Annotated in this window: 17 protein-coding genes; 7 read left to right on the top strand and 10 right to left on the bottom strand. The window is 56.7% G+C overall.

Features of this window, described 5'->3' with window-relative positions:
• Window positions 1-159 precede the first annotated feature (159 nt).
• Window positions 160-1,326 carry a benzoate/H(+) symporter BenE family transporter gene (locus KCG39_RS04195; RefSeq protein ID WP_142468232.1) on the top strand — a complete coding sequence of 389 codons (1,167 nt, stop codon included), beginning with the start codon at window positions 160-162 and terminating at the stop codon, window positions 1,324-1,326.
• Here the strand turns inward: KCG39_RS04195 and KCG39_RS04190 are convergent.
• Window positions 1,306-2,172, bottom strand: a complete 867-nt coding sequence (locus KCG39_RS04190) for a helix-turn-helix domain-containing protein (protein WP_142445703.1) — start codon at window positions 2,170-2,172, stop codon at window positions 1,306-1,308. The genes KCG39_RS04195 and KCG39_RS04190 overlap by 21 nt on opposite strands.
• 183 nt (window positions 2,173-2,355) lie before the next feature.
• Here KCG39_RS04190 and KCG39_RS04185 point away from each other — a divergent pair, with 183 nt between their 5' ends.
• Window positions 2,356-3,264, top strand: a complete 909-nt coding sequence (locus KCG39_RS04185) for a DMT family transporter (RefSeq protein WP_004120848.1) — start codon at window positions 2,356-2,358, stop codon at window positions 3,262-3,264.
• 77 nt (window positions 3,265-3,341) lie between these two features.
• Here KCG39_RS04185 and KCG39_RS04180 read toward each other — a convergent pair whose 3' ends face one another.
• Entirely contained in the window at window positions 3,342-4,010 is a 669-nt protein-coding gene (locus tag KCG39_RS04180; RefSeq protein WP_004120852.1) for a DUF3313 domain-containing protein, read from the bottom strand.
• Between the two features lie 137 nt (window positions 4,011-4,147).
• Window positions 4,148-5,740, bottom strand: a complete 1,593-nt coding sequence (locus KCG39_RS04175; RefSeq protein ID WP_004120855.1) for an ABC transporter substrate-binding protein — start codon at window positions 5,738-5,740, stop codon at window positions 4,148-4,150.
• 113 nt (window positions 5,741-5,853) lie between these two features.
• Between KCG39_RS04175 and pepT the strand changes: the two genes are divergently transcribed.
• Window positions 5,854-7,083, top strand: coding sequence for a peptidase T (pepT, locus tag KCG39_RS04170; RefSeq protein ID WP_142468231.1), 1,230 nt, complete (start codon window positions 5,854-5,856; stop codon window positions 7,081-7,083).
• On the opposite strand, the gene tehB is transcribed toward pepT, so the two are convergent.
• Both tehB and tehA read right to left on the bottom strand, forming a co-directional pair.
• Window positions 7,080-7,676, bottom strand: coding sequence for a tellurite resistance methyltransferase TehB (gene tehB, locus KCG39_RS04165; protein ID WP_142446499.1), 597 nt, complete (start codon window positions 7,674-7,676; stop codon window positions 7,080-7,082). The genes pepT and tehB overlap by 4 nt on opposite strands.
• A gap of 2 nt (window positions 7,677-7,678) precedes the next feature.
• Window positions 7,679-8,677 (bottom strand): dicarboxylate transporter/tellurite-resistance protein TehA, encoded by a 999-nt coding sequence (tehA, locus tag KCG39_RS04160; protein ID WP_142446498.1) that lies wholly within the window; start codon window positions 8,675-8,677, stop codon window positions 7,679-7,681.
• A gap of 109 nt (window positions 8,678-8,786) precedes the next feature.
• Between tehA and ydcK the strand changes: the two genes are divergently transcribed.
• Window positions 8,787-9,767, top strand: a complete 981-nt coding sequence (gene ydcK, locus KCG39_RS04155; RefSeq protein ID WP_112165173.1) for a YdcK family protein — start codon at window positions 8,787-8,789, stop codon at window positions 9,765-9,767.
• Window positions 9,768-9,889: 122 nt separating this feature from the next.
• On the opposite strand, the gene rimL is transcribed toward ydcK, so the two are convergent.
• The 5 genes from rimL to hglS all read right to left on the bottom strand — a co-directional run bounded on the left by rimL (window position 9,890) and on the right by hglS (window position 16,166).
• Entirely contained in the window at window positions 9,890-10,474 is a 585-nt protein-coding gene (gene rimL / locus KCG39_RS04150) for a 50S ribosomal protein L7/L12-serine acetyltransferase (protein ID WP_087829449.1), read from the bottom strand.
• Window positions 10,475-10,549: 75 nt separating this feature from the next.
• The gene (locus tag KCG39_RS04145; RefSeq protein ID WP_049086041.1) at window positions 10,550-12,205 is read right to left on the bottom strand and encodes a glucan biosynthesis protein D; all 1,656 of its coding nucleotides are present in this window, start codon (window positions 12,203-12,205) and stop codon (window positions 10,550-10,552) included.
• Between the two features lie 270 nt (window positions 12,206-12,475).
• Window positions 12,476-13,099, bottom strand: a complete 624-nt coding sequence (ycaC, locus tag KCG39_RS04140) for an isochorismate family cysteine hydrolase YcaC (protein WP_004120873.1) — start codon at window positions 13,097-13,099, stop codon at window positions 12,476-12,478.
• Between the two features lie 172 nt (window positions 13,100-13,271).
• Window positions 13,272-14,780, bottom strand: coding sequence for a carboxylesterase/lipase family protein (locus tag KCG39_RS04135; RefSeq protein ID WP_004120875.1), 1,509 nt, complete (start codon window positions 14,778-14,780; stop codon window positions 13,272-13,274).
• 42 nt (window positions 14,781-14,822) lie between these two features.
• Window positions 14,823-16,166: a 2-oxoadipate dioxygenase/decarboxylase HglS gene (gene hglS / locus KCG39_RS04130; RefSeq protein ID WP_142468230.1), complete on the bottom strand. Its 1,344-nt coding sequence runs from the start codon at window positions 16,164-16,166 to the stop codon at window positions 14,823-14,825.
• Window positions 16,167-16,405: 239 nt separating this feature from the next.
• Between hglS and pcaH the strand changes: the two genes are divergently transcribed.
• The 3 genes from pcaH to KCG39_RS04115 all read left to right on the top strand — a co-directional run bounded on the left by pcaH (window position 16,406) and on the right by KCG39_RS04115 (window position 18,861).
• Complete coding sequence (gene pcaH / locus KCG39_RS04125; RefSeq protein ID WP_004120877.1) at window positions 16,406-17,146, top strand: protocatechuate 3,4-dioxygenase subunit beta; 741 nt, start codon at window positions 16,406-16,408, stop codon at window positions 17,144-17,146.
• Window positions 17,143-17,763 (top strand): protocatechuate 3,4-dioxygenase subunit alpha, encoded by a 621-nt coding sequence (gene pcaG, locus KCG39_RS04120; protein WP_004120878.1) that lies wholly within the window; start codon window positions 17,143-17,145, stop codon window positions 17,761-17,763. The genes pcaH and pcaG overlap by 4 nt, the downstream gene beginning before the upstream one ends.
• Before the next feature lie 174 nt (window positions 17,764-17,937).
• The gene (locus KCG39_RS04115; RefSeq protein ID WP_004120879.1) at window positions 17,938-18,861 is read left to right on the top strand and encodes a LysR substrate-binding domain-containing protein; all 924 of its coding nucleotides are present in this window, start codon (window positions 17,938-17,940) and stop codon (window positions 18,859-18,861) included.
• Window positions 18,862-19,135: the final 274 nt, after the last annotated feature.

The following is a 19,135-nucleotide window of genomic DNA, read 5'->3' as shown; positions in this document are numbered from 1 at the left end:
CGGGAATTATACGCGCATGCGTCGGATTCTACAGGGGGAATGCAGTTTTAGCTTACCAGGTCCCAAAGCCTGTCGGGGTTCAGCACGCCAAAAGCCGATTGTGCGTTATAGCGCACAATGCTAAATTATATCGACCGTTATAACGCACAAGGCACAACCATGCGCACTTTTACTCTCCCTCTCCCGACTCTGTTAGCCGGCCTCGTTGCCGTACTGGTCGGCTACGCCAGCTCTGCGGCGATCATCTGGCAGGCCGCCGCCGCGGCAGGCGCCGATGCTTCGCAAATCGCGGGCTGGATGACCGCCTTAGGCCTGGGGATGGGCGTCAGCACCCTGGCGCTCACCCTGTGGCGGAAGGTGCCTATCCTTACCGCGTGGTCGACGCCGGGCGCCGCGCTGCTGGTCACCGGCCTGCAGGGGGTCACGCTCTCCCAGGCGGTTGGCGTCTTTATTTTTGCCAATGCCTTAATCCTGCTTTGCGGCGCCACCGGCATCTTTGCCAGGCTAATGAAAATCATCCCTCATTCGCTGGCGGCGGCGATGCTGGCCGGGATTTTGCTGCGCTTCGGCATGCAGGCTTTCGCCAGCCTGCAGGGAAATTTGCTGCTCTGCGGCAGTATGTTAGCCGTCTGGCTACTGTGCAAAGCCTGGCTTCCCCGCTTCGCGGTAGTGGCTGCCCTGCTGGCAGGCGCCGCGGTAGCCGGGTTTAGCGGGGATGTGACAACGTCACAAATAGGTTTGAGCTTCGTCGCCCCGTCCTGGATTGCGCCTGAATTTACGCCAGCACTGTTGCTCAGCGTCGGCGTGCCGTTTTTCCTCGTCACCATGGCGTCGCAAAACGCCCCCGGCTTCGCCACCCTTCAGGCCTCCGGCTATCGGGTCCCTGCTTCAACGCTGATTGTCGCCACCGGCGGCCTGGCGCTGCTGCTGTCGCCCTTTGGCGTCTACTCGATCTGCATCGCCGCCATTACGGCCGCGATTTGCCAGAGCCCGGATGCCCATCCGGACCCGCAAAAGCGCTGGCTCGCGGCGGCGGCGGCGGGCGTTTTTTATCTGTTGGCGGGGATATTTGGCGGCTCCATCACCTCGCTGATGTCAGCGCTACCAATGGCGTGGATCCAGATGCTTGCCGGGCTTGCGCTACTCGGCACCATCGGCGGCAGTTTGTTTCAGGCGTTGAATCAGGAGAGTGAGCGCGATGCGGCGGTGGTGACTTTTCTGGTCACCGCCAGCGGCGTGACGCTGGGCGGTGTCGGTTCTGCATTTTGGGGACTGGCTCTCGGCGGCGTCAGCTACGTTTTGCTCTCATCGCTGCGCCGCGCGTAGCTGCGAGGGCGTCAGGCCGGTGGCGCTTTTCACCCGATGACTAAAGTGGCTGGCCGTGCTAAAGCCGCAGGCCATCGCAATATCGGTTAACGACATCTGGCTACGGTATATCAGTTCCTGTGCTTTGACCATCCGGCGCTGCATCACGTACTGATGCGGCGCCATCTTCATCGACTGGCGAAACATCCGCGCAAAATGGTATTCACTCAGCGCCGCTTCCTGCGCCAGATCCGCGAGAGTTAACGGCCGGTCGAGGTTCTCCTCAATCCATGCCAGCAGATTACGCAAGACGTGCGGCGCCAGCCCGCCGGTCACCGTCGGTAGGCGCCACTGGACGTTTGAATAGCGCTGAATCAGGTGAGTGAGCAGCAGCGTGCTGGCCGAACTCAACGTCAGTTGATTCGCCTGCTGCTGCCAGTCGTTGTCGAGAAGAAACTGGCGATAGACAGCGGTGATTTTATCATCGCTGGAGAAGGTTTTTTCCTGCAGCGTGAACGAGGCCGGGCTGCGGTCCCAAATCTGCTCGCCGACCCGACGCAGGTGTTCATCGGTGCAGTAAAGATGCACAAAAGAGAGATCGCCGCGGATATCCCAGGTGCTCTCATCGCCTTTTGGCATCAGACAGAAACGGTCCGGCCCGCCGCCGTTTTTCCAGCCGTGGGGCGTTTTTTGGTAACTTTCGTAGCCATCGGCAATATACAGGCTCAGGGTATGGTGGTCGCTTTTTACCGTAATGGTATCAAGATTGTTATACCACGCGGCCAGCTGAATACCGGAGTTGAGCTGCACCGTCTCGCGCAGCACGGCATTTTTTTGACGCAATGTTTCGAAAGTCCCGTAAGCCATAACCCTTCACACTTCTGATTCCACAGATCTCTAGTCTATGAAGAGTCGCTGGCAGATACCAGCCTTCCCCTGCCGCAGGCTAAAAATAAGCGCAAGAATTTGCAAGTCGGCAACAAGCAGATGACAGCGCCGCGCGGTGCCAGGCCGCAAAATGATCGCGACAACACTCACAGGAGAGACATTTTGAACGCATTACTCTACGGGTTGGTCGTGGTTATCTGGGGCACGACATGGATTGCTATCTTTTTGCAGCAGGGGCCGGTTGCCGCGCCGGTGTCCATTTTCTGGCGCTTTGCCGTCGCCAGCGTCGCGATGCTGACCATTCTACTGGTTACCCGTCGCCTGCGCCCGCTGGCCGCGCGCGACCATGTCTTCTGCCTGCTGCAGGGCTGCTGCGTCTTCTGTTTTAATTTCTGGTGTTTTTATACCGCCGCCGCGTATATCAATACCGGCCTTGAATCGGTGATCTTCTCTATGGCGGTGCTGTTTAATGCGATCAACAGCTTTCTCTTCTATCGTCAGCAGCCTCCTGGCCGTTTCTGGCTGGCCGCCGCGCTGGGCCTGGCAGGGATCGTGACGCTATTCTGGGATGATCTCTGGGCCAGCGGCCTGAACGCCTCGCTGCTGCTGGGTATCGCCCTCAGCGCGCTGGGAACCTATGGCTTTTCACTCGGCAATATGCTCAGCATCCGCCACCAGCGCCGCGGCCTGGAGACCTTGACCACCAACAGCTGGGCCATGCTTTACGGCACCCTGGTCATGGGCGCCATCGCGCTGATACGCGGTGATAGCTTTGCCCCACAGTGGACGCTGAGCTATATGGGGGCGCTGCTGTATCTGGCCGTGTTTGGCTCGGTAATTGCTTTTGGCGCCTACTTCACCCTGGTGGGTCGCATCGGCGCAGGGAAAGCGGCATACAGCACCCTGCTGTTTCCACTCGTCGCCCTGACGATTTCCACCTTTTATGAAGGCTACGTCTGGCATAGCAACGCCGTGGCCGGGCTGGCGCTGATCCTGGTGGGAAATCTGGTGATGTTTGCTCGTCCGGAGCAGTGGCTGCTGCGCCGCAGGCTGGCCCAGGTTCGCTCATAACACCGCTGACGCTGCGTTGTGGCTAATAAAAAAGGCGCTATCAACGAATAGCGCCTTCATTTTACGATGAACCTTGCTTAGCGGTTATTCGGATCGAATTTCACCGCGTCAATCGCCATATCGTCTATCACCTGCTTCAGCGTCTCGACGGTGAGCGGGGTATTTTCGTTGGACAGATTTTTGCCTTCGCCTTTACGAACCACTTTGATGACCGGCTTTTTGGTCGCGGCATCAATCAGTTCACCTTCAAAGTACAGGTTGGTATCCATGGTACGGTGACCGGTTGCCGCCTGGGTACCGGCGATAATCATCGCGACCGGGATCACTTCGTAGAACTGCAGGCCTTCTTTGCTGGAATCCACGCCGGTAATGGCGCCGCGGAAGATCAGGCTGCGCTTACCTGCGGTGGTAGCCAGCGGTTTACGCTCGGAAATAGCCTGTTTCATCTCTTTATTGGTGTAACTCAGGATATCGTTGAGCGCCTTCTCGCCCACCTGAGTGGTCGGTTTCGGTACCGGGTAGTAGGTGATCGGATTATAAACAACGTTGTCATAGTTGCTCGGATTGTAATCCGGAGAAATCCAGCGCAGTTCCGGTTTGCCGGATGCCGAGGTGGTTTCTTTTAAGTTAGAGTAATCTTTTAAAAATCCCGAATATTGTTCCGGTTTAGCGATTTTAGATGAGCAGCCGGCCAATGCTAACAGGCCAGCGAGCGCGGCGACCTTAAAAAATAACTGAGTACGCATATAGGTTAATCCCTGTGAATACCATTTCGGCAAGAGTTATAGCAAATAACACGGGTAAGTTTTGTGACAAAAAGGGTGCTACGTCAAGTAGTGCAATAAAATAAACCCGCCGTTGCCGGCGGGCTATCTTTAACCGTTTATCTGATATCAACCTGATAAAAAATATGCTTGCCAAAGGGGTCTATTTCGTAGCCGGAGACATTTTTACGCACCGGTTCAAATATTGTCGAGTGGGCAATCATTACTGCCGGCATCTGATCGTGCATCATCTGCTGCGCCTGAAGATAGAGCGCTTCGCGTTTTTGGCGATCGGTTATCGATTTTGCTTCGGCAATTATTTTATCAAATGGCTGATAGCACCATTTTGCCGAGTTCGATCCACCCTTCGCCGACTGGCAGGTAAATAATGGGCCGAAGAAGTTATCCGGGTCGCCGGTGGCGGTGGTCCAGCCCATCAGCGCCGCCTGATGTTCGCCATCCTTCACCCGCTTTAAGTATTCACCCCACTCATAGGTTGTAATGGTAGTTTGCACGCCGATTTTCGCCCAGTCGGCCTGAATCATCTCGGCCATACGTTTGGCGTTCGGGTTATAGGGTCGCTGCACCGGCATCGCCCACAGATCGATGGTAATGGGCCCCGCAACGCCCGATTCCGCCAGCAGCGCTTTGGCCTTCTGCGGATCGTATTCATAATCCTTAAGCTGGCTATCCGCGCTCCATACGCCCGGCGGCAGCAGGTTTTTCGCCACCGTACCGGTACCGTGGAATACCGCTTCAATAATCGCCGGTTTATTAATCGCCATCGCTAACGCCTGGCGCACCTTCACGTTGTCCAGCGGCGCTTTTTGGGTGTTAAAAGCAAGGAAGCCGGTGTTAAGACCCGCTTTGCTCATCAGGTTGATCGCATTGTTCTCTTTCATTCGCGGCAGATCGGCCGGATTAGGGAACGGCATCACCTGGCACTCGTTTTTCTCCAGCTTGGCGTAACGTACCGAGGCGTCCGGCGTGATGCTGAAAATGAGACGATCGATCTGCGCCTTCCCCTGCCAGTATTCCGGGAACGCGGTGAAAAGAATACGGGAATCTTTTTGATATTGCGCGAGCCTGAAAGGACCGGTACCAATCGGGTCCATATCCACACGCTCTGGCGTACCGGCTTTTAACATCGCATCGGCATATTCCGCCGATAAAATAGAGGCGAAATACCAGGCAAGATCGGCGACAAATGGCGCTTCGGCATGGGCCAGCGTGAAACGCACCGTATATTCATCAGGCTTATCAATCGCGGTAATTAACTGGCCAAATTCCAGGCTCTCAAAATTAGAATAATTGCCGCTGGAGATATTGTGATAAGGGTGTTGAGGATCCTTTTGCCGCATAAACGAAAAAATAACGTCGTCGGCATTAAAATCACGGCTGGGTTTAAAATATTTATTACTCTGGAATTTAACGCCTTTGCGTAAATGGAACGTATAAACTTTGCCATCCTCGCTGACTTCCCAGCTCTCAGCGAGGCTCGGCACCAGTTCCGTAGTGCCGACTTTAAAATCGACCAGCCGGTTATAAACAGGCACCGCGCTGGCGTCCACGCTGGTCCCGGAGGTGTAGAGTTGAGGGTTAAAATTTTCCGGCGATCCTTCTGAGCAGTAGACCAGCGTTTTTGCGCTAATGGCCGAGCTGGCCGTCAGGGCCGCTAACGCCAGAGCAAGCGTCGTTAATCTGCGTTGCATAGGTTTTCCTTTTTAATTTGTCAGCTAATGAATAGCTTGTTGTTTTCCCTTTCATACATAACACTAAAGTCTGATTGCAAACACCTGAAAACTCGAATAAAGAAGGAATCACTATGTCATCAGCCTTGGCCAGTCAATTAACCCAACGCTTCTTTCGCTACCTGGCGATAACCAGCCAAAGCGACCCGCGAGCCACGACTCTGCCCACCACCGCCGGGCAACACGCGATGGCGCAGGCGCTTGCGGATGAACTACGCCAGCTGGGGCTGGATGAGATTGTGATTGACCAACACGCAACCGTCACGGCAGTGAAAAAGGGAAATGTCGCAGGCGCCCCGCGGATTGGCTTTATTACCCACATCGATACCGTTGATGTCGGGCTGTCGCCGGATATTCATCCACAAATTTTGCGCTTTACTGGTGAAGATCTCTGTTTGAACAGGGAAAAAGATATCTGGCTGCGCGTTGCGGAACATCCGGAAATCCTCGCGTATCCTGATGAAGAGATTATTTTTAGCGACGGTACCAGCGTGCTCGGGGCGGATAACAAATCCGCCGTGACGGTAGCGATGACGCTGCTGGAGAACCTGACGCCGGAGCACCGCCACGGCGATATCGTAGTGGCGTTTGTGCCGGATGAGGAAGTGGGTCTGCGCGGTGCGAAAGCGCTGGATCTCGCGCGCTTTGCCGTCGATTTTGCCTGGACCATCGACTGCTGCGAGCTTGGGGAAATCGTCTATGAGAACTTTAACGCCGCCGCCGCGGAAATTCGCTTTACCGGCGTGACCGCCCACCCAATGTCGTCAAAAGGGGTGCTGGTGAATCCGCTGCTGATGGCCACCGATTACATAAGCTATTTCGATCGCCAGCAAACGCCGGAGCATACCGCCGGACGCGAGGGTTACGTGTGGTTTAACGGCATCCAGGGCGATCAGAACAGTACCCTGCTGCAGGCCAGCATTCGCGATTTCGACCTTGAAAGCTTTACTCGCCGTAAGCAGCAGATTGGCGAGGTGGCGCAGCAAATCGCCGCGCAGTATCCTACGGGCAACGTGGAATACCAGGTGAGCGATATTTACAGCAATATCAGCAACGCCGTTGGCGAAGACCGCCGCGCTATTGACCTGCTATTTGAAGCGATGGAAAGCTTAGGCATCACGCCAAAACCGACGCCGATGCGCGGCGGCACCGACGGCGCGGCCCTGTCGGCAAAAGGCGTATTAACGCCCAATTTCTTTACCGGCGCGCACAACTTCCACTCGAAATTTGAGTTTCTGCCGCTGCGCGCCTTTGAGGCGTCTTATCAGACCGCGCTACAGCTCTGCGTGTTAGCGGCGCGTTAAGCCAGCTTTCGCGCCAGCATCGTGGCGAAACGCAGCTTAATCCGCTTACCGTTGGCGTCGGTGCGGTGGAGTTCACCGACGTCTTCGTTATATTTGAGCAACGTCCAGCCTGAATAATAGTTGCGCAGCTCTTCCGGTTTAAACGCGAACGGGAAGCCAACGGTGCACGGAAAATCGTCGGTATCCATGGCCGCAACAATCAGATTGTAGCCGCCGGGCCGGGTGCAGCGCTGCATGCTGGCAATCAGACCCGGGATGGTCTTCGCTTCCAGGAACATCATCACCACGGTCGAAAGAATAAAGTCATACTCGCCGTCAAAGCTGAGGGCGTTAAGATCCTTAATCGCCGTCCGCAGATTCTCCAGCCCTTCCGCCTGACGAATACGCTCAAGATTGCCGATGCTGGCCGGATTTTTATCCCATGCGGTGACGTCAAACCCGTTGGCCGCCAGGTAGAGGCTATTGCGCCCGTTGCCGCAGCCCAGATCCAGCGCCTTGCCCGGCGCAATCAGCGTGGCGGCGTGCAGTACCTCGGAGTGGGTGCGGGTCATGCCATATTTGTCGGTGAAGTAATTTTCGTCGCGAAGAGTCATGGTTAATCCTTGTTTTTTAATAACGTGTCGCGTTCGACGCGAATCAGCAGTTTACCGCGCATCAGCAGCAGGAAGGTACGAATCAGCAGCAGCCCAACGATCAGATTGGTAAAGAGAAACAGCGGGAGCGCGAGGGTGTGGAAAAAGCCGTCCGGATGCTGATGACCGAGATGCAGGCCGGTGGTCGCCAACGCGGAAACGCCGAACGAGAAGCTCCAGAACGAGGCGTTAAACGGCTGGCGCAGGTACCACGGCATCAGGCGCAGCATAAACAGCAGCTGAAGCAGACCATAGCCGAACAGCAGCTTAGCGAAGGTATCCGCCTCGCCGCCGTTCACGCTCAGCCAGGCGCTGCACGCCACCAGCGCCGGAGCCAGCTGAATGCCGAGCGATGTACGCATGGCCATCGGCAGTTCTCCGTCGCTACGCAGGCGTTGCAGAATCACCGGTTCAAGGCTAAGCCAGGAGAATAATCCGGCGCCAAGAAACACCAGTCCGGCGTCGGTAAAACCCAGCGCGCCGCAGGCCATGGCGCTGATAAAGTTGTTTGCCACCGTCGGCAGATAGAGGCCCGGGGTGGTCGCTTCGTTGGGATGGCTCCCCCGCCATAGCCCGGCGCTCTGCCAGGCCGCATAGCTCAGTTGCAATACTACGCCAATGCTGAATAACACCAGAGACAGCGGACGCAGCCAGGGTACAAAACCGATAGCGACCAGCATCGTGGTGGCCGGAAACAGGCTGACAAAACTGCTGGCGACCGGATGGCGCATCTCCTGCACTACGCTGTGCGGGAAACGGACTGCCCGGCCGATAAAAGCCAGCGCCAGCAGCGCCCAGATGACCGTTGCCGTGACCACCAGACCGTCGCCGACGATCCGGCTCAACGGCCAGATCGTGCTGGCGTAGCGCCAGGCGAAGCCCATGCCGATAATGCCCAGAACCATACCAAAATAGCCCGCCGGAAGATTCAGCACCCGGCTCGCGCCCTGCTTTTTATTCATTTTGTTTAAACTTTCAATTTATATTAAGTTGCATTCTAAAAGAACCTTCAAAACGCGCTACGGCGTTTTTTGCTATGTTTATGTTAACCATATGTAATGAGTAAGGCCGATGCGCAAATATTCCCTCAGCGAACAGGTTCGCCCGTTTCACTACCAGACAGACGGCATTAAACATAGCGTAAATCTGCGGCAAATTATCGCCTTGCGGGATTTCGCCGACGTGAAAACCGGCGACGAAGGCGGCTGGATCGATGATGAGGCCGCCCTGAGCCATGACGGCGAGTGCTGGATTTATGACGCCAATAGCGCCGTTTTTGCCGGAGGGAAAATCGAGGGCAACGCGCGCTTAACCGGCGAGTGTATTATCAGCCTGGGGGCGATTATCAGCGATAATGTCCGACTGGATAGCGTACACGTTAGCCACTCCGCGCGAATAAGTGACAACGTCACCGTTTCGCATTCGCAGATTCGCGGATATTGTCACCTGGCCGACAATGCGCGCATTCTCCCCCACTGTCATATTATCGCCGCCCGGGGCCTGACCGCAGACAATGATAAAATCCTGCGGATTTATCAGCGGGCGACGGTCAGCGCATCGAGAATCGTTCACCAGGCGCAAATTTACGGCGATGCCTTTGTCGAACACGCGTTTGTTGAGCATCGGGCGGAAATCTTCGACCAGGCGCGGCTGGAGGGCAACGATGAGAACGATGTCTGGGTCTGCGATAACGCCAGGGTATACGGTAACGCGAAGATTATCGCCGGCCGTGAAGAGGACGCCATCCCCACCCTGCGCTACAGTTCGCAGGTGGCGGAGCATGCGGTGGTCGAAGGAAACTGCCTGCTGAAGCATCGGGCGATGGTCGGTGGACATGCGTACCTGCGCGGCGGGCCAATTCTGCTTGACGATAGCGTGTTAATTGAAGGCCATGCGGTCATTTGCGGCGATGTGGTGATTGAACATCAGGTGACGATCGGCGATCGGGCGCGAATTGAGGCCAGCGCAGGCGACGCCATTTATATCCGCGGGGAGAAAGTAATAAACGGAGACGAGCATTTTACCCGCACGCCCATCGTTGGCTTTCTGTGACCTTTGCTATTGACCGGGCGGTTTATCGGCTTCAGGCCCCTGCGCGCTGGTCCCCGGGGGGCGGCGCTCAATGCGCCTTGCCCGGGCTACATTTCAGCGCGGCCCATAGCCCGGGCAAGGCGTCAGCCGCGAGCCGGGAATTGACCGGTGTTACAATCAATAATGCGCCCGTAGATATTCTGGTCATCATACGAACCGTTCAGATACTCGGCCTGCTTCAGGCACCCTTCGAGGGTGAAACCGTTACGCAGAGCGACCTGATTGCTTCTCTGGTTTGCTACCCGACATTTAATCACGAAGCGGCGAACCGTCCCGCTGCGGGCAAAAAAGTCCATCAGCGCCTGCAGCGCCTGAGAGAGCAGCCCCTGCCCCTGATGGCTCTCATCAATCCAGTAGCCGATGTAGGCGGTCTTATTGATCGGCTCAATCTGGTTAAACGACAGCACGCCGACGATCTCTTCCTGCAGAAAGAGCAAAAACATTTTGGCGTAACCGCGCTGGTGCAGCATCACGTTGCCCTGCACGTGGCGGCGGGTTTCATCTTCGTGACTGACGTCAGCGGGCCAGCTCAGCGATTGCTGGAGCCAGCGCTGGTTTTTCATTACCAATTGGTGCAACTCCGTCACGTAGCGCTCATCCACCGCGCGCAGGGAGAGCGATGCCGTGACGGGAATGCGTTCGATCGAAGCGGTATTTTCGGCAGACATGGCGCACTCTGATTAATCGTCTGATAAAAAGAAAAACGCCCGCAGACTCACCTCGGCGGGCGGAGTGACAGGCTATTACTTCATGACCCGGTCATCGACATAGTTGCGTTTATCCGGCGCTGGCGGGAAGTACTGATACAGCCAGGTTTCACTGATCGCCTCACCCTGGCAGCGCAGGAACATGCGCATCTCGACCGGGTCGGTCGAATCAGAGGTCGGGTACCAGTCAAACTGAATACGATAACCATCAAACGGTTCCACGTAGAGAATTTCTATCTGCTTCGCTTCGCCGCTCGACAGGGTAATCACCGGCTCGATACCTCTTGGCGCAGCGGCCTTCAGGTCGCCGCCGACGAAATCGATGGCAAAACGACGGGTCCATTTATCCGGATAGTGCTCACCCGGCGCCCAGCCTTCAGGGAAACCACCCATGCCGGTACGCGTCGCCAATACCCGCGCCAGCGGCGAACGGACCGGCGGCTGCGCGCTCCAGTAGAGTCGATAGCGGAAGTCCAGCTCATCCCCGGCTTTCACCGGCTTCTCGGGTTGCCAGAAGCAAACGATATTGTCCAGCGTTTCACCGGTCGTCGGGATCTCCATCAGGTTGACGGCCCCTTTGCCCCACTGGTTGCGCGGCTCCACCCACAGGCTTGGGCGTTTGTTATACCAGCCCATAATATCCTGATAGTGGGAGAAATCGCGGTCCAGCTGCAGTAGGCCAAAACCACGCGGATTCTTATCCTGGAAAGCGTTGAACTGCAGCTTCTGCGGGTTGTTCAGCGGACGGCACACCCACTCGCCGTTGCCCAGCCACATCGACAGGCGGTCGGAGTCGTGGATCTGCGGATGGATAGTGTCGCACATCCTTCGTTCGTTATTGCCGCAGCTAAACATACTGGTCATCGGCGCGATGCCCAGCTGTTTAATGTCTTTACGCGCGTAGATGTGGTTTTCCACATCCATAATCACCTGCGTCTCCTGACAGTTCACGACGAACTTATAGGCCCCGGTGACGCTTGGGCTGTCGAGCAGCGCATAGACGGTAAATACCGTAGCTCCCGGTTTAACGGTCTCAAACCAGAAAGAGGTGAAGTCAGGGAATTCTTCCGGCGTATCGGTAAAGGTATCGATCGCCAGACCGCGGGCTGACAGTCCGTACTGATACGTGCTGTCCACCGCGCGGAAATAACTCGCGCCGAGGAAGGCGACGATATCGCGACGCGCCAGCTCCGGCGCTTTAAACACGCGGAATCCGGCAAAGCCGAGATCGCTCTGGCCTTCTAGTTGTTTGGTGTCGACGCCGGCGTCATTATATTTAAACAGCTCAGGGCGGAAGTGAATTTCCCGCGCCTGCTGGGTTTGCGAATCCAGGGAGAACATCCGCACGCGGCGGCGAAACCCCATCCCCACGTGGAAGAACTGAATGTCCAGCTTGCGCTCTTCAATATTATTCCACAGCGAATGCGCAGCATCGTACTGAATGCTGTTGTAGGCCTGGGGGGTCAGGTTTGCCAGGGTTGGCGGCAGATCGCGCGGCGCGCCGCCCCAGGGCTGACGCGCAAGATCGTGGGCCATCGACTGGAGTACGGAGTAATCAAAGCGACGGGTCTGACCGTCGGCAATTCCTGAGTCCTCGGCGAATGCGGCTTTTGAAAATAGAGAGGCGACTCCTGACGTTCCGCATACGGCGGCAACAGCCATGGAAGATTTGAGAAAACGTCTGCGGTTCATGCCTGAGAGAGCATCCTTCTTCATATGTGAATTGAGACGCGACGTAACAAACCCATGCGTCGTGAATGTCGCTCACTCTAGACAAAAACGATTAATAATCCAATTGTTGACGGCAGAAATGCGTGAAAAAAATATGTCCACCGGACCAGACCGAATTGCTGATATTCACAGGGCGGCGATGATTTCGCCAGGCAGCGATGCTTCACACGAAAGACAGCGCCAGCGAAACGTGACGGGAAGCGGCCAGACGAACGCTGGCCGCGAGAACGACTATTTTTGCTGCAGAAGGTTAAAACTGGTCATCAGGTTGCGATAGTCCGGAATATGGTTAGAGAACAGCGTCCCTAGCCCTTCAACATCATTCCGCCAGTCGCGGTGCAGTTCGCAGGCAACGCCGAACCACGACATCAGCTGCACACCAGCCTGCGACATACGATCCCAGGCGGCATCGCGGGTAATTGGGTTAAAGGTACCGGAAGCATCGGTCACGACAAAGACATCAAAGCCCTCTTCGATGGCCGACAGCGCCGGAAATGCCACGCAGACTTCAGTCACCACCCCGGCGATGATCAGCTGCTTCTTGCCCGTCGCCTTCACCGCCTTCACAAAATCTTCGTTATCCCAGGCGTTAATATTGCCCGGCCGCGCGATGTATGGCGCATCAGGGAACTGCGCTTTTAGTTCCGGCACCAGCGGACCGTTAGGGCCGTTCTCGAAGCTGGTGGTTAAGATGGTCGGCAGAGCGAAGTACTTCGCCAGGTCGCCGAGGGCAAGGACGTTGTTCTTGAATTTATCGGGATCGATATCGCGCACAAGAGAGAGCAATCCGGTCTGGTGATCGACCAGCAGCACGGCGGCATCATTTTTATCCAGACGAACATACGGTTTAGCCATGATTTCATCCTCATTTCAGCATCACATTTTCCGTCGGAACCCCGGTTCCGCGGATGTAGGGTTAACAGCACCGATCATAGTGTAATCACTGGCTGAGGATTAGCCGCCGAAAGTGGGACGCATCGTCCCATTTACAGAACACGCAGCGTCTCAAGGCATCTTCCGGGCAGCGTCAATCCAGGGTCACATGATGCTTCATCACCCGGCGAAACAGCGCCAGCCGCGCGCGCATAAAGCGGTTTTCCACCTTAAAACCGGCTCGTTTGTGCAGGCCAATACGCAACAAACGATCCCGACCGCGCACGCTGGCGGGCCAGCGCACCGCCCCTGGGAGATCGTGGCAGCCGTTACCGGCCACGCGGGCGAAGTTAGCCCAATAGTCGGCGACCTGGCCGGCAAAGGTCCGGTCGCGATCGTTAGCATACTGGCGTACCGGCTCGGCAAGATCGAGGTTGTCAAAAACGTATGCCACTTCATTCCCGTGCCATGCGCCGTGCGGATAGGTCTGGTGTTCCGCCTCGGCAACGTAGTCAAACCAGTAGCGCCAGCACGGTTGCCCTACCCGCTGCTGCGCCTGCATCACCACGTAGCCCAGGGTGGTGAACGCCATATCGCGGCAGACTTCACGCCCCAACGCTTCATCGCCTTTGACGCCGGGATACAGCAGTTTAATCAGCCCGAGACCCAAGCGCCGTTCGCGGCGAAGCTTCTGGATCTGTCCGGCGATATCGACGCCAAACACCGCCATCACGCTGGCCTCATCGCTGTTTGAACCAATCATCACCGGCAGCGGATGCTGACGCCCGCTAAAAAAGGTTTCCAGCATCGGCTGGGGCAGCACGGCATCGCCAACAATCGGCGCCGGGCCGATGGTAAGCGGCGCGGTCAGCGACCAGAACGCCTCTGCCGGAATCGCCCGCAGCTGTTCGGCGCTGGCCTGCGGTAAAGCGAAGTGTTCAGCGATAAGCTGCCCTTTGGCCAGCGCCTTTTCCCGCGGCAGATCCGGCAAGGTATAGCCGCTCTGGATAATCGCTTTATGGAATAGTCCCCGGGATTTCGGCGAAACCATGAGCGACAGCACGCTGCGCGCCCCGGCGGACTCGCCGAACAGCGTGACGTTAGCCGCATCGCCGCCAAAAGCGTGAATGTTATCCTGAACCCATTGCAGGGCGGCAATTTGGTCAAGCAGCGCGAAATTATAGATGCGCTCGCCCGCTTCCTCCTCCAGCGCCGGATGGGCAAAAAAGCCCAGGTGCCCCAGCCGGTAGTTGACCGTCACCACGACAACGTCACGGGAGGCTAAGGCTTTGCCATCATAGGGCGGTAAACTTCCCGCGCCGATGGTATAGCCGCCGCCGTGCAGCCAGACCATCACCGGCAGCGGTTGCGCGCGCGAAGCGGGTGACCAGACGTTAAGGTAGAGGCAATCTTCGGAAAAACTGCCGGGATCGCCGCCGCCGAGCTCACGACAGTACTCAATATCTTGCCAACTGGAGGCCGAGAAAGTCTCCGCCCGACGTACGCCCTGCCAGCGGGCGGCAGGCTGCGGCGCGCGCCAGCGAAGATCGCCGACGGGCGGCGCGGCATAGGGAATACCGCGCCAGATATGCATGTTCTCTTCAGAGGTGCCGGATAGTGTGCCCTGCCGGGTTTTCACCAGCGGGGTAGACGGATTCTGCATGGCCTGCTTCCTTTTACGACTCATGCCAGCAGAGTACTGATTTTACAGCAGACCGCAACGTCGTTTACTGCGCTCCTCCGCCTGCTGATAAAGGCCAAACTCATCGTAAACCGCACAGCCCAGCGCCTCCTCAAAGGCCTCGCGGCTGGCGTTGCCGTGGCTGCGGGCCTGTATCTCGTTACCCAGGTTGGACTGAAAAATCCCGGCGGCGCTGACCGGTAAAAAGTCTTCATAAATAATTGGTTGCGCGATAACCCAGCCGCGCTCAATCAGCCGCTGCGGATCGTCGCCCGGCCGAAAGGCCTGGCGGTGCGCCTCGCCTGCGGGCGTCAGGCGGTAACGAAAGTACGCCAGCCCCTGCTGACGCAGCAGGAATTCGCTGTCCGGGAACGGGCTAAACACCTCCTGCAGATGGCGCTGATGGTTAAGATTATCTTTGCCCCCCCCCGCCTCGCTAAGCAGTCGGTCGTACAGAGCGCGGCCCTTCGGCGTCAAGGCGATGCCGCGCTGCTCTATTTCGCCAAAGCGGGCCGTATGGGTGCCGCGATGCTCCCCGGCAAACGTCACCGGCTCTTCAAGGGCCTTAAAGCTGGTCTGGCGCAGCAAAATCGGCACATCGCGGCGCGGCGGGCCTTCTATTAACGCTTTCGGCGCGATACCGCATTCAGGCATCAGCGCCTGAACCCGGTCGATATCCAGCGTGCGCGGCGTCAGATGATTAATGTGACAGCCGGGGAAACAGACCACATCGGCAATCAGCCGGTGCTCTTCGTGCAGGGCGTGATAGGTTTCCTCATCGACGGTGGCATGTCGATGCCAGCGAAAGGTTTCCAGCGCCTGCTGCACAAATTCACGCGCCTCCGCGGCGGTGAACTCCCCCTTCTGTTCATGAAGTGCGATCAGTTCGCGACAGCGCGGCGTGAAGATATCACGCCGGGCAAGAATTTCCGCCGCCCGCTTGCGCAGCGCCTCATTGGCGATCAGCTCAAGGCGCAGGAGCGAGGTAAAAACGCGAAACGGATTGCGCGCCAGCGCCGCGTCATCGATGGGGCGAAACGCAGTGGAGTGAACCGGTACGCCGGCCTGCGACAGATCGTAATAGCTAACGGGATACATGCCCATAATGGCAAACATGCGACGCAGGGTCGCCAGTTCCTCCGCCGTACCGACGCGGATCGCGCCGTGGCGTTCAACGTTCAGCCGCGCCAGCTCATCGGCGTTGGCCAGTTGTTCGTGCAGCGTCGGGTTATTTTCCAGTATCGCCAGATTAACGTCGGCTACCAGCTCCAGTAGCGTCCCGTACTGCGGAACTTCCTGCTGGTACATCGCCGACATCGCCTGCGAAAAGCTTTCCCGAATCTCATCAGCCGTGATGGTGTTCGCCATGATGTCTTACCTCCAGTGAATTCTCCCTGGAGTGTAGGAAAGCTGTCTGAAGACGGCGGGAAGAATTTACAAACTGTGATGCCGGTAGCTGGCCGGTTTCTTTTCATCCGCTCACTTCATAACCACCGGTTATGTTAAACACCCTTTAATTTCACTTTAAATTAACAAAACATTTACACACACTGCATGTGGCGACATTACAACAACATGCCTCTCTACCGATAACACGGAGTCCCCTCATGAACGACAAATGGTCACCGCGCGAGGTCCTGCATCGCGACTACAGTAGCCATCCTCCCGCCTACGCGCCGGGCTACAAAACCAGCGTGCTGCGCTCGCCGCGCAATGCGCTCATTTCCCTGCAGAATTCACTTTCGGAGATCACCGGTCCGGTATTCAGCAGCGACGATCTTGGCGCACTTGATAACGACCTGATCCTGAACTACGCCAAAGACGGCCTGCCGATTGGTGAGCGGATTATCGTGCACGGCTACGTTCGCGATGGGTTTGGTCGGCCGATGAAAAATACGCTGGTTGAAGTCTGGCAGGCCAACGCGGGCGGCCGCTACCGGCATAAGAAAGATCAATATCTGGCGCCTATCGACCCGAACTTTGGCGGCTGCGGACGCGTGCTGACCGATGAGAACGGTTACTATTGTTTCCGCACCATCAAGCCCGGCCCCTATCCGTGGCGCAACCAGGTCAGCGACTGGCGTCCGGCGCATATTCACTTTTCGCTTTCCGGCGAAGCCTGGGCGCAGCGTCTTATCACCCAGATGTATTTCGAGGGCGACCCGCTGATTAAACAGTGCCCTATTGTCAAAACCATCAATAACGATGATGCCATCAGAACGCTGATCGCCGAGCTGGATACCCATGCCGCCGTCCCGCTGGACTCTCTGGCCTACCGTTTTGATCTCGTGCTGCGCGGTCATCGCGCAACGCTGTTTGAAAACCGCACGCAGGGGGCCGCCCGATGAGAGATTTTTTACCTGAAACCGCTTCGCAAACCGCTGGCCCTTATGTGCATATCGGCCTGGCGCCGGACGCTGCCGGCTTTCATATCTTTGAGAGAAACTTTGGTCCGACGCTGACGACGGCCGACACCGAGGGCGAACGCATTACTATTGAAGGTCGAGTCATCGACGGCTCCGGCACCCCGGTGCGCGATGTGCTGCTGGAAATCTGGCAGGCCAACGCCGCCGGGCGCTATAACCATCCTGACGACCGACAGCAGGGTAAGAAGCTGGATACGGCATTTCGCGGCTGGGGACGCAGCTGCTCGGACTTCACCAGCGGCGTCTGGCGCTTTGAAACTATCAAACCCGGGGCCGTTGTTGGCCGCGATGGTCGCGCCATGGCGCCGCACGTCAATTTATGGGTGGTCGCCCGCGGGATTAATATTGGCCTCAACACGCGGATGTACTTCTCTGACGAACAGGACGCTAACCAGGCCGACCCGGTGCTGAATTTGATTGAGTGGGAAGTGCGCCGCCAGACCCTCATCGCCCAACGCGAGGTGCGCGGGACGGAGATCGTTTACCGCTTCGATATTCATCTGCAGGGCGAAAACGAAACCGTCTTCTTCGATATCTGAATTTTCACTTCCTTTTTCCGCCCCTGCTGTCAAGGGGGCGGTACTTTAACGACAATGCCAATAAAATCAACTTGTAAAATAATAATATAAAATGTTAATAATATTTTGCTATGAAGTTAACAATTTTAAACGCCCTTACTTGTCATCGGTACACCTCTGTTTTTAACATTGATTATGCAAAAAAATGGTCTTTTCAGTCAGCGCATTCGCTTGCGCCATCTACATACCTTCGTGGCCGTCGCTCAACAGGGAACTCTTGGGCGCGCGGCTGAAACCCTTAATCTGAGCCAACCGGCCTTATCCAAAACGCTGAACGAACTGGAGCAGCTCACCGGCACGCGGCTGTTTGAGCGGGGGCGCCTGGGCGCGCAGCTTACGCTGGTCGGCGAACAGTTTCTCACCCATGCGGTCAAAGTGCTCGACGCGCTCAATACCGCTGGTCAGGCGCTAAATCGTAAAGAAGGCCTCAACAGCGATATCGTACGTATCGGAGCGCTCCCCACCGCCGCGCTGGGGATCCTGCCCTCGGTGATCGGCCAGTTCCATCAGCAGCAAAAAGATATCACCCTTCAGGTCGCCACCATGAATAACACCATGCTGCTGGCGGGGCTAAAATCGGGAGAAATCGATATCGGCATCGGGCGAATGTCCGATCCGGAATTAATGAGCGGATTGAACTATGAACTGCTGTTTCTCGAATCCCTGAAGCTGGTGGTTCGTCCGGGACACCCTCTGCTGCAGGAAACCGTCACGCTGAGTCGGGTCATGGAGTGGCCGGTGGTGGTTTCGCCTAAAGGCACGCTGCCGCGACAGAACGCCGAAACCCTGCTGCAAAGCCAGGGCTGCAAAATTCCCACTGGCTGCATCGAGACGCTGTCGGCTTCACTGTCTCGCCAGCTCACCGTCGACTACGACTACGTATGGTTTGTCCCCTCCGGCGCGGTTAAAGACGACCTGCGTCGTGGGCTGCTGGCCGCGCTGCCGGTGCCCACCCAGGGCGCGGGTGAACCAATAGGGATCCTCACCCGAGTGGACGCCACGCTCACTGCGGGTACGCAAACCCTGCTCAGCGCCATTCGCAAATCCATGCCCGTCTGATCGCGTTCTCCCCGGCTTCGCGCGTCGGGGAGAGATAATCCGCCCGTTTTCCCTGCTGCTGCCCGGAACTATTCACCACAATATTCAATTAGTGCGAAATCATTCATTAACAATTGCGTAAATTTCTTTAACAGATCTATCATATCCGCGATTTCACCAAATGGTTCACATGAAATCAATAACAGTAAAAATTACGCTTTTATGAAGGTTATCATTACTTCATTCAAAAGAGTTCACTTGAAAAATTGATCTATCTGGTTCGCACCTGTTCAGG

It is taken from the genome of Klebsiella pasteurii, from assembly GCF_018139045.1.
GTDB classification, from domain to species: Bacteria; Pseudomonadota; Gammaproteobacteria; order Enterobacterales; family Enterobacteriaceae; genus Klebsiella; species Klebsiella grimontii.
Note: the sequence above shows the minus strand (reverse complement) of the source record. Positions and strands in the feature narration are given on the sequence as shown.

Bases quoted from the DNA above. Each gene is read 5' to 3' on its own strand.
- hglS (WP_142468230.1), bottom strand. From the start codon at position 16,166: ATGGCGAACACCATCACGGCTGATGAGATTCGGGAAAGCTTTTCGCAG.
- KCG39_RS04190 (WP_142445703.1), bottom strand. From the start codon at position 2,172: ATGGCTTACGGGACTTTCGAAACATTGCGTCAAAAAAATGCCGTGCTG.
- KCG39_RS04135 (WP_004120875.1), bottom strand. From the start codon at position 14,780: ATGCAGAATCCGTCTACCCCGCTGGTGAAAACCCGGCAGGGCACACTA.
- tehA (WP_142446498.1), bottom strand. From the start codon at position 8,677: ATGAATAAAAAGCAGGGCGCGAGCCGGGTGCTGAATCTTCCGGCGGGC.
- ycaC (WP_004120873.1), bottom strand. From the start codon at position 13,099: ATGGCTAAACCGTATGTTCGTCTGGATAAAAATGATGCCGCCGTGCTG.
- pcaH (WP_004120877.1), top strand. From the start codon at position 16,406: ATGAACGACAAATGGTCACCGCGCGAGGTCCTGCATCGCGACTACAGT.
- KCG39_RS04145 (WP_049086041.1), bottom strand. From the start codon at position 12,205: ATGAACCGCAGACGTTTTCTCAAATCTTCCATGGCTGTTGCCGCCGTA.
- pcaG (WP_004120878.1), top strand. From the start codon at position 17,143: ATGAGAGATTTTTTACCTGAAACCGCTTCGCAAACCGCTGGCCCTTAT.
- pepT (WP_142468231.1), top strand. From the start codon at position 5,854: ATGTCATCAGCCTTGGCCAGTCAATTAACCCAACGCTTCTTTCGCTAC.
- tehB (WP_142446499.1), bottom strand. From the start codon at position 7,676: ATGACTCTTCGCGACGAAAATTACTTCACCGACAAATATGGCATGACC.
- KCG39_RS04180 (WP_004120852.1), bottom strand. From the start codon at position 4,010: ATGCGTACTCAGTTATTTTTTAAGGTCGCCGCGCTCGCTGGCCTGTTA.
- rimL (WP_087829449.1), bottom strand. From the start codon at position 10,474: ATGTCTGCCGAAAATACCGCTTCGATCGAACGCATTCCCGTCACGGCA.
- ydcK (WP_112165173.1), top strand. From the start codon at position 8,787: ATGCGCAAATATTCCCTCAGCGAACAGGTTCGCCCGTTTCACTACCAG.
- KCG39_RS04175 (WP_004120855.1), bottom strand. From the start codon at position 5,740: ATGCAACGCAGATTAACGACGCTTGCTCTGGCGTTAGCGGCCCTGACG.
- KCG39_RS04115 (WP_004120879.1), top strand. From the start codon at position 17,938: ATGCAAAAAAATGGTCTTTTCAGTCAGCGCATTCGCTTGCGCCATCTA.
- KCG39_RS04195 (WP_142468232.1), top strand. From the start codon at position 160: ATGCGCACTTTTACTCTCCCTCTCCCGACTCTGTTAGCCGGCCTCGTT.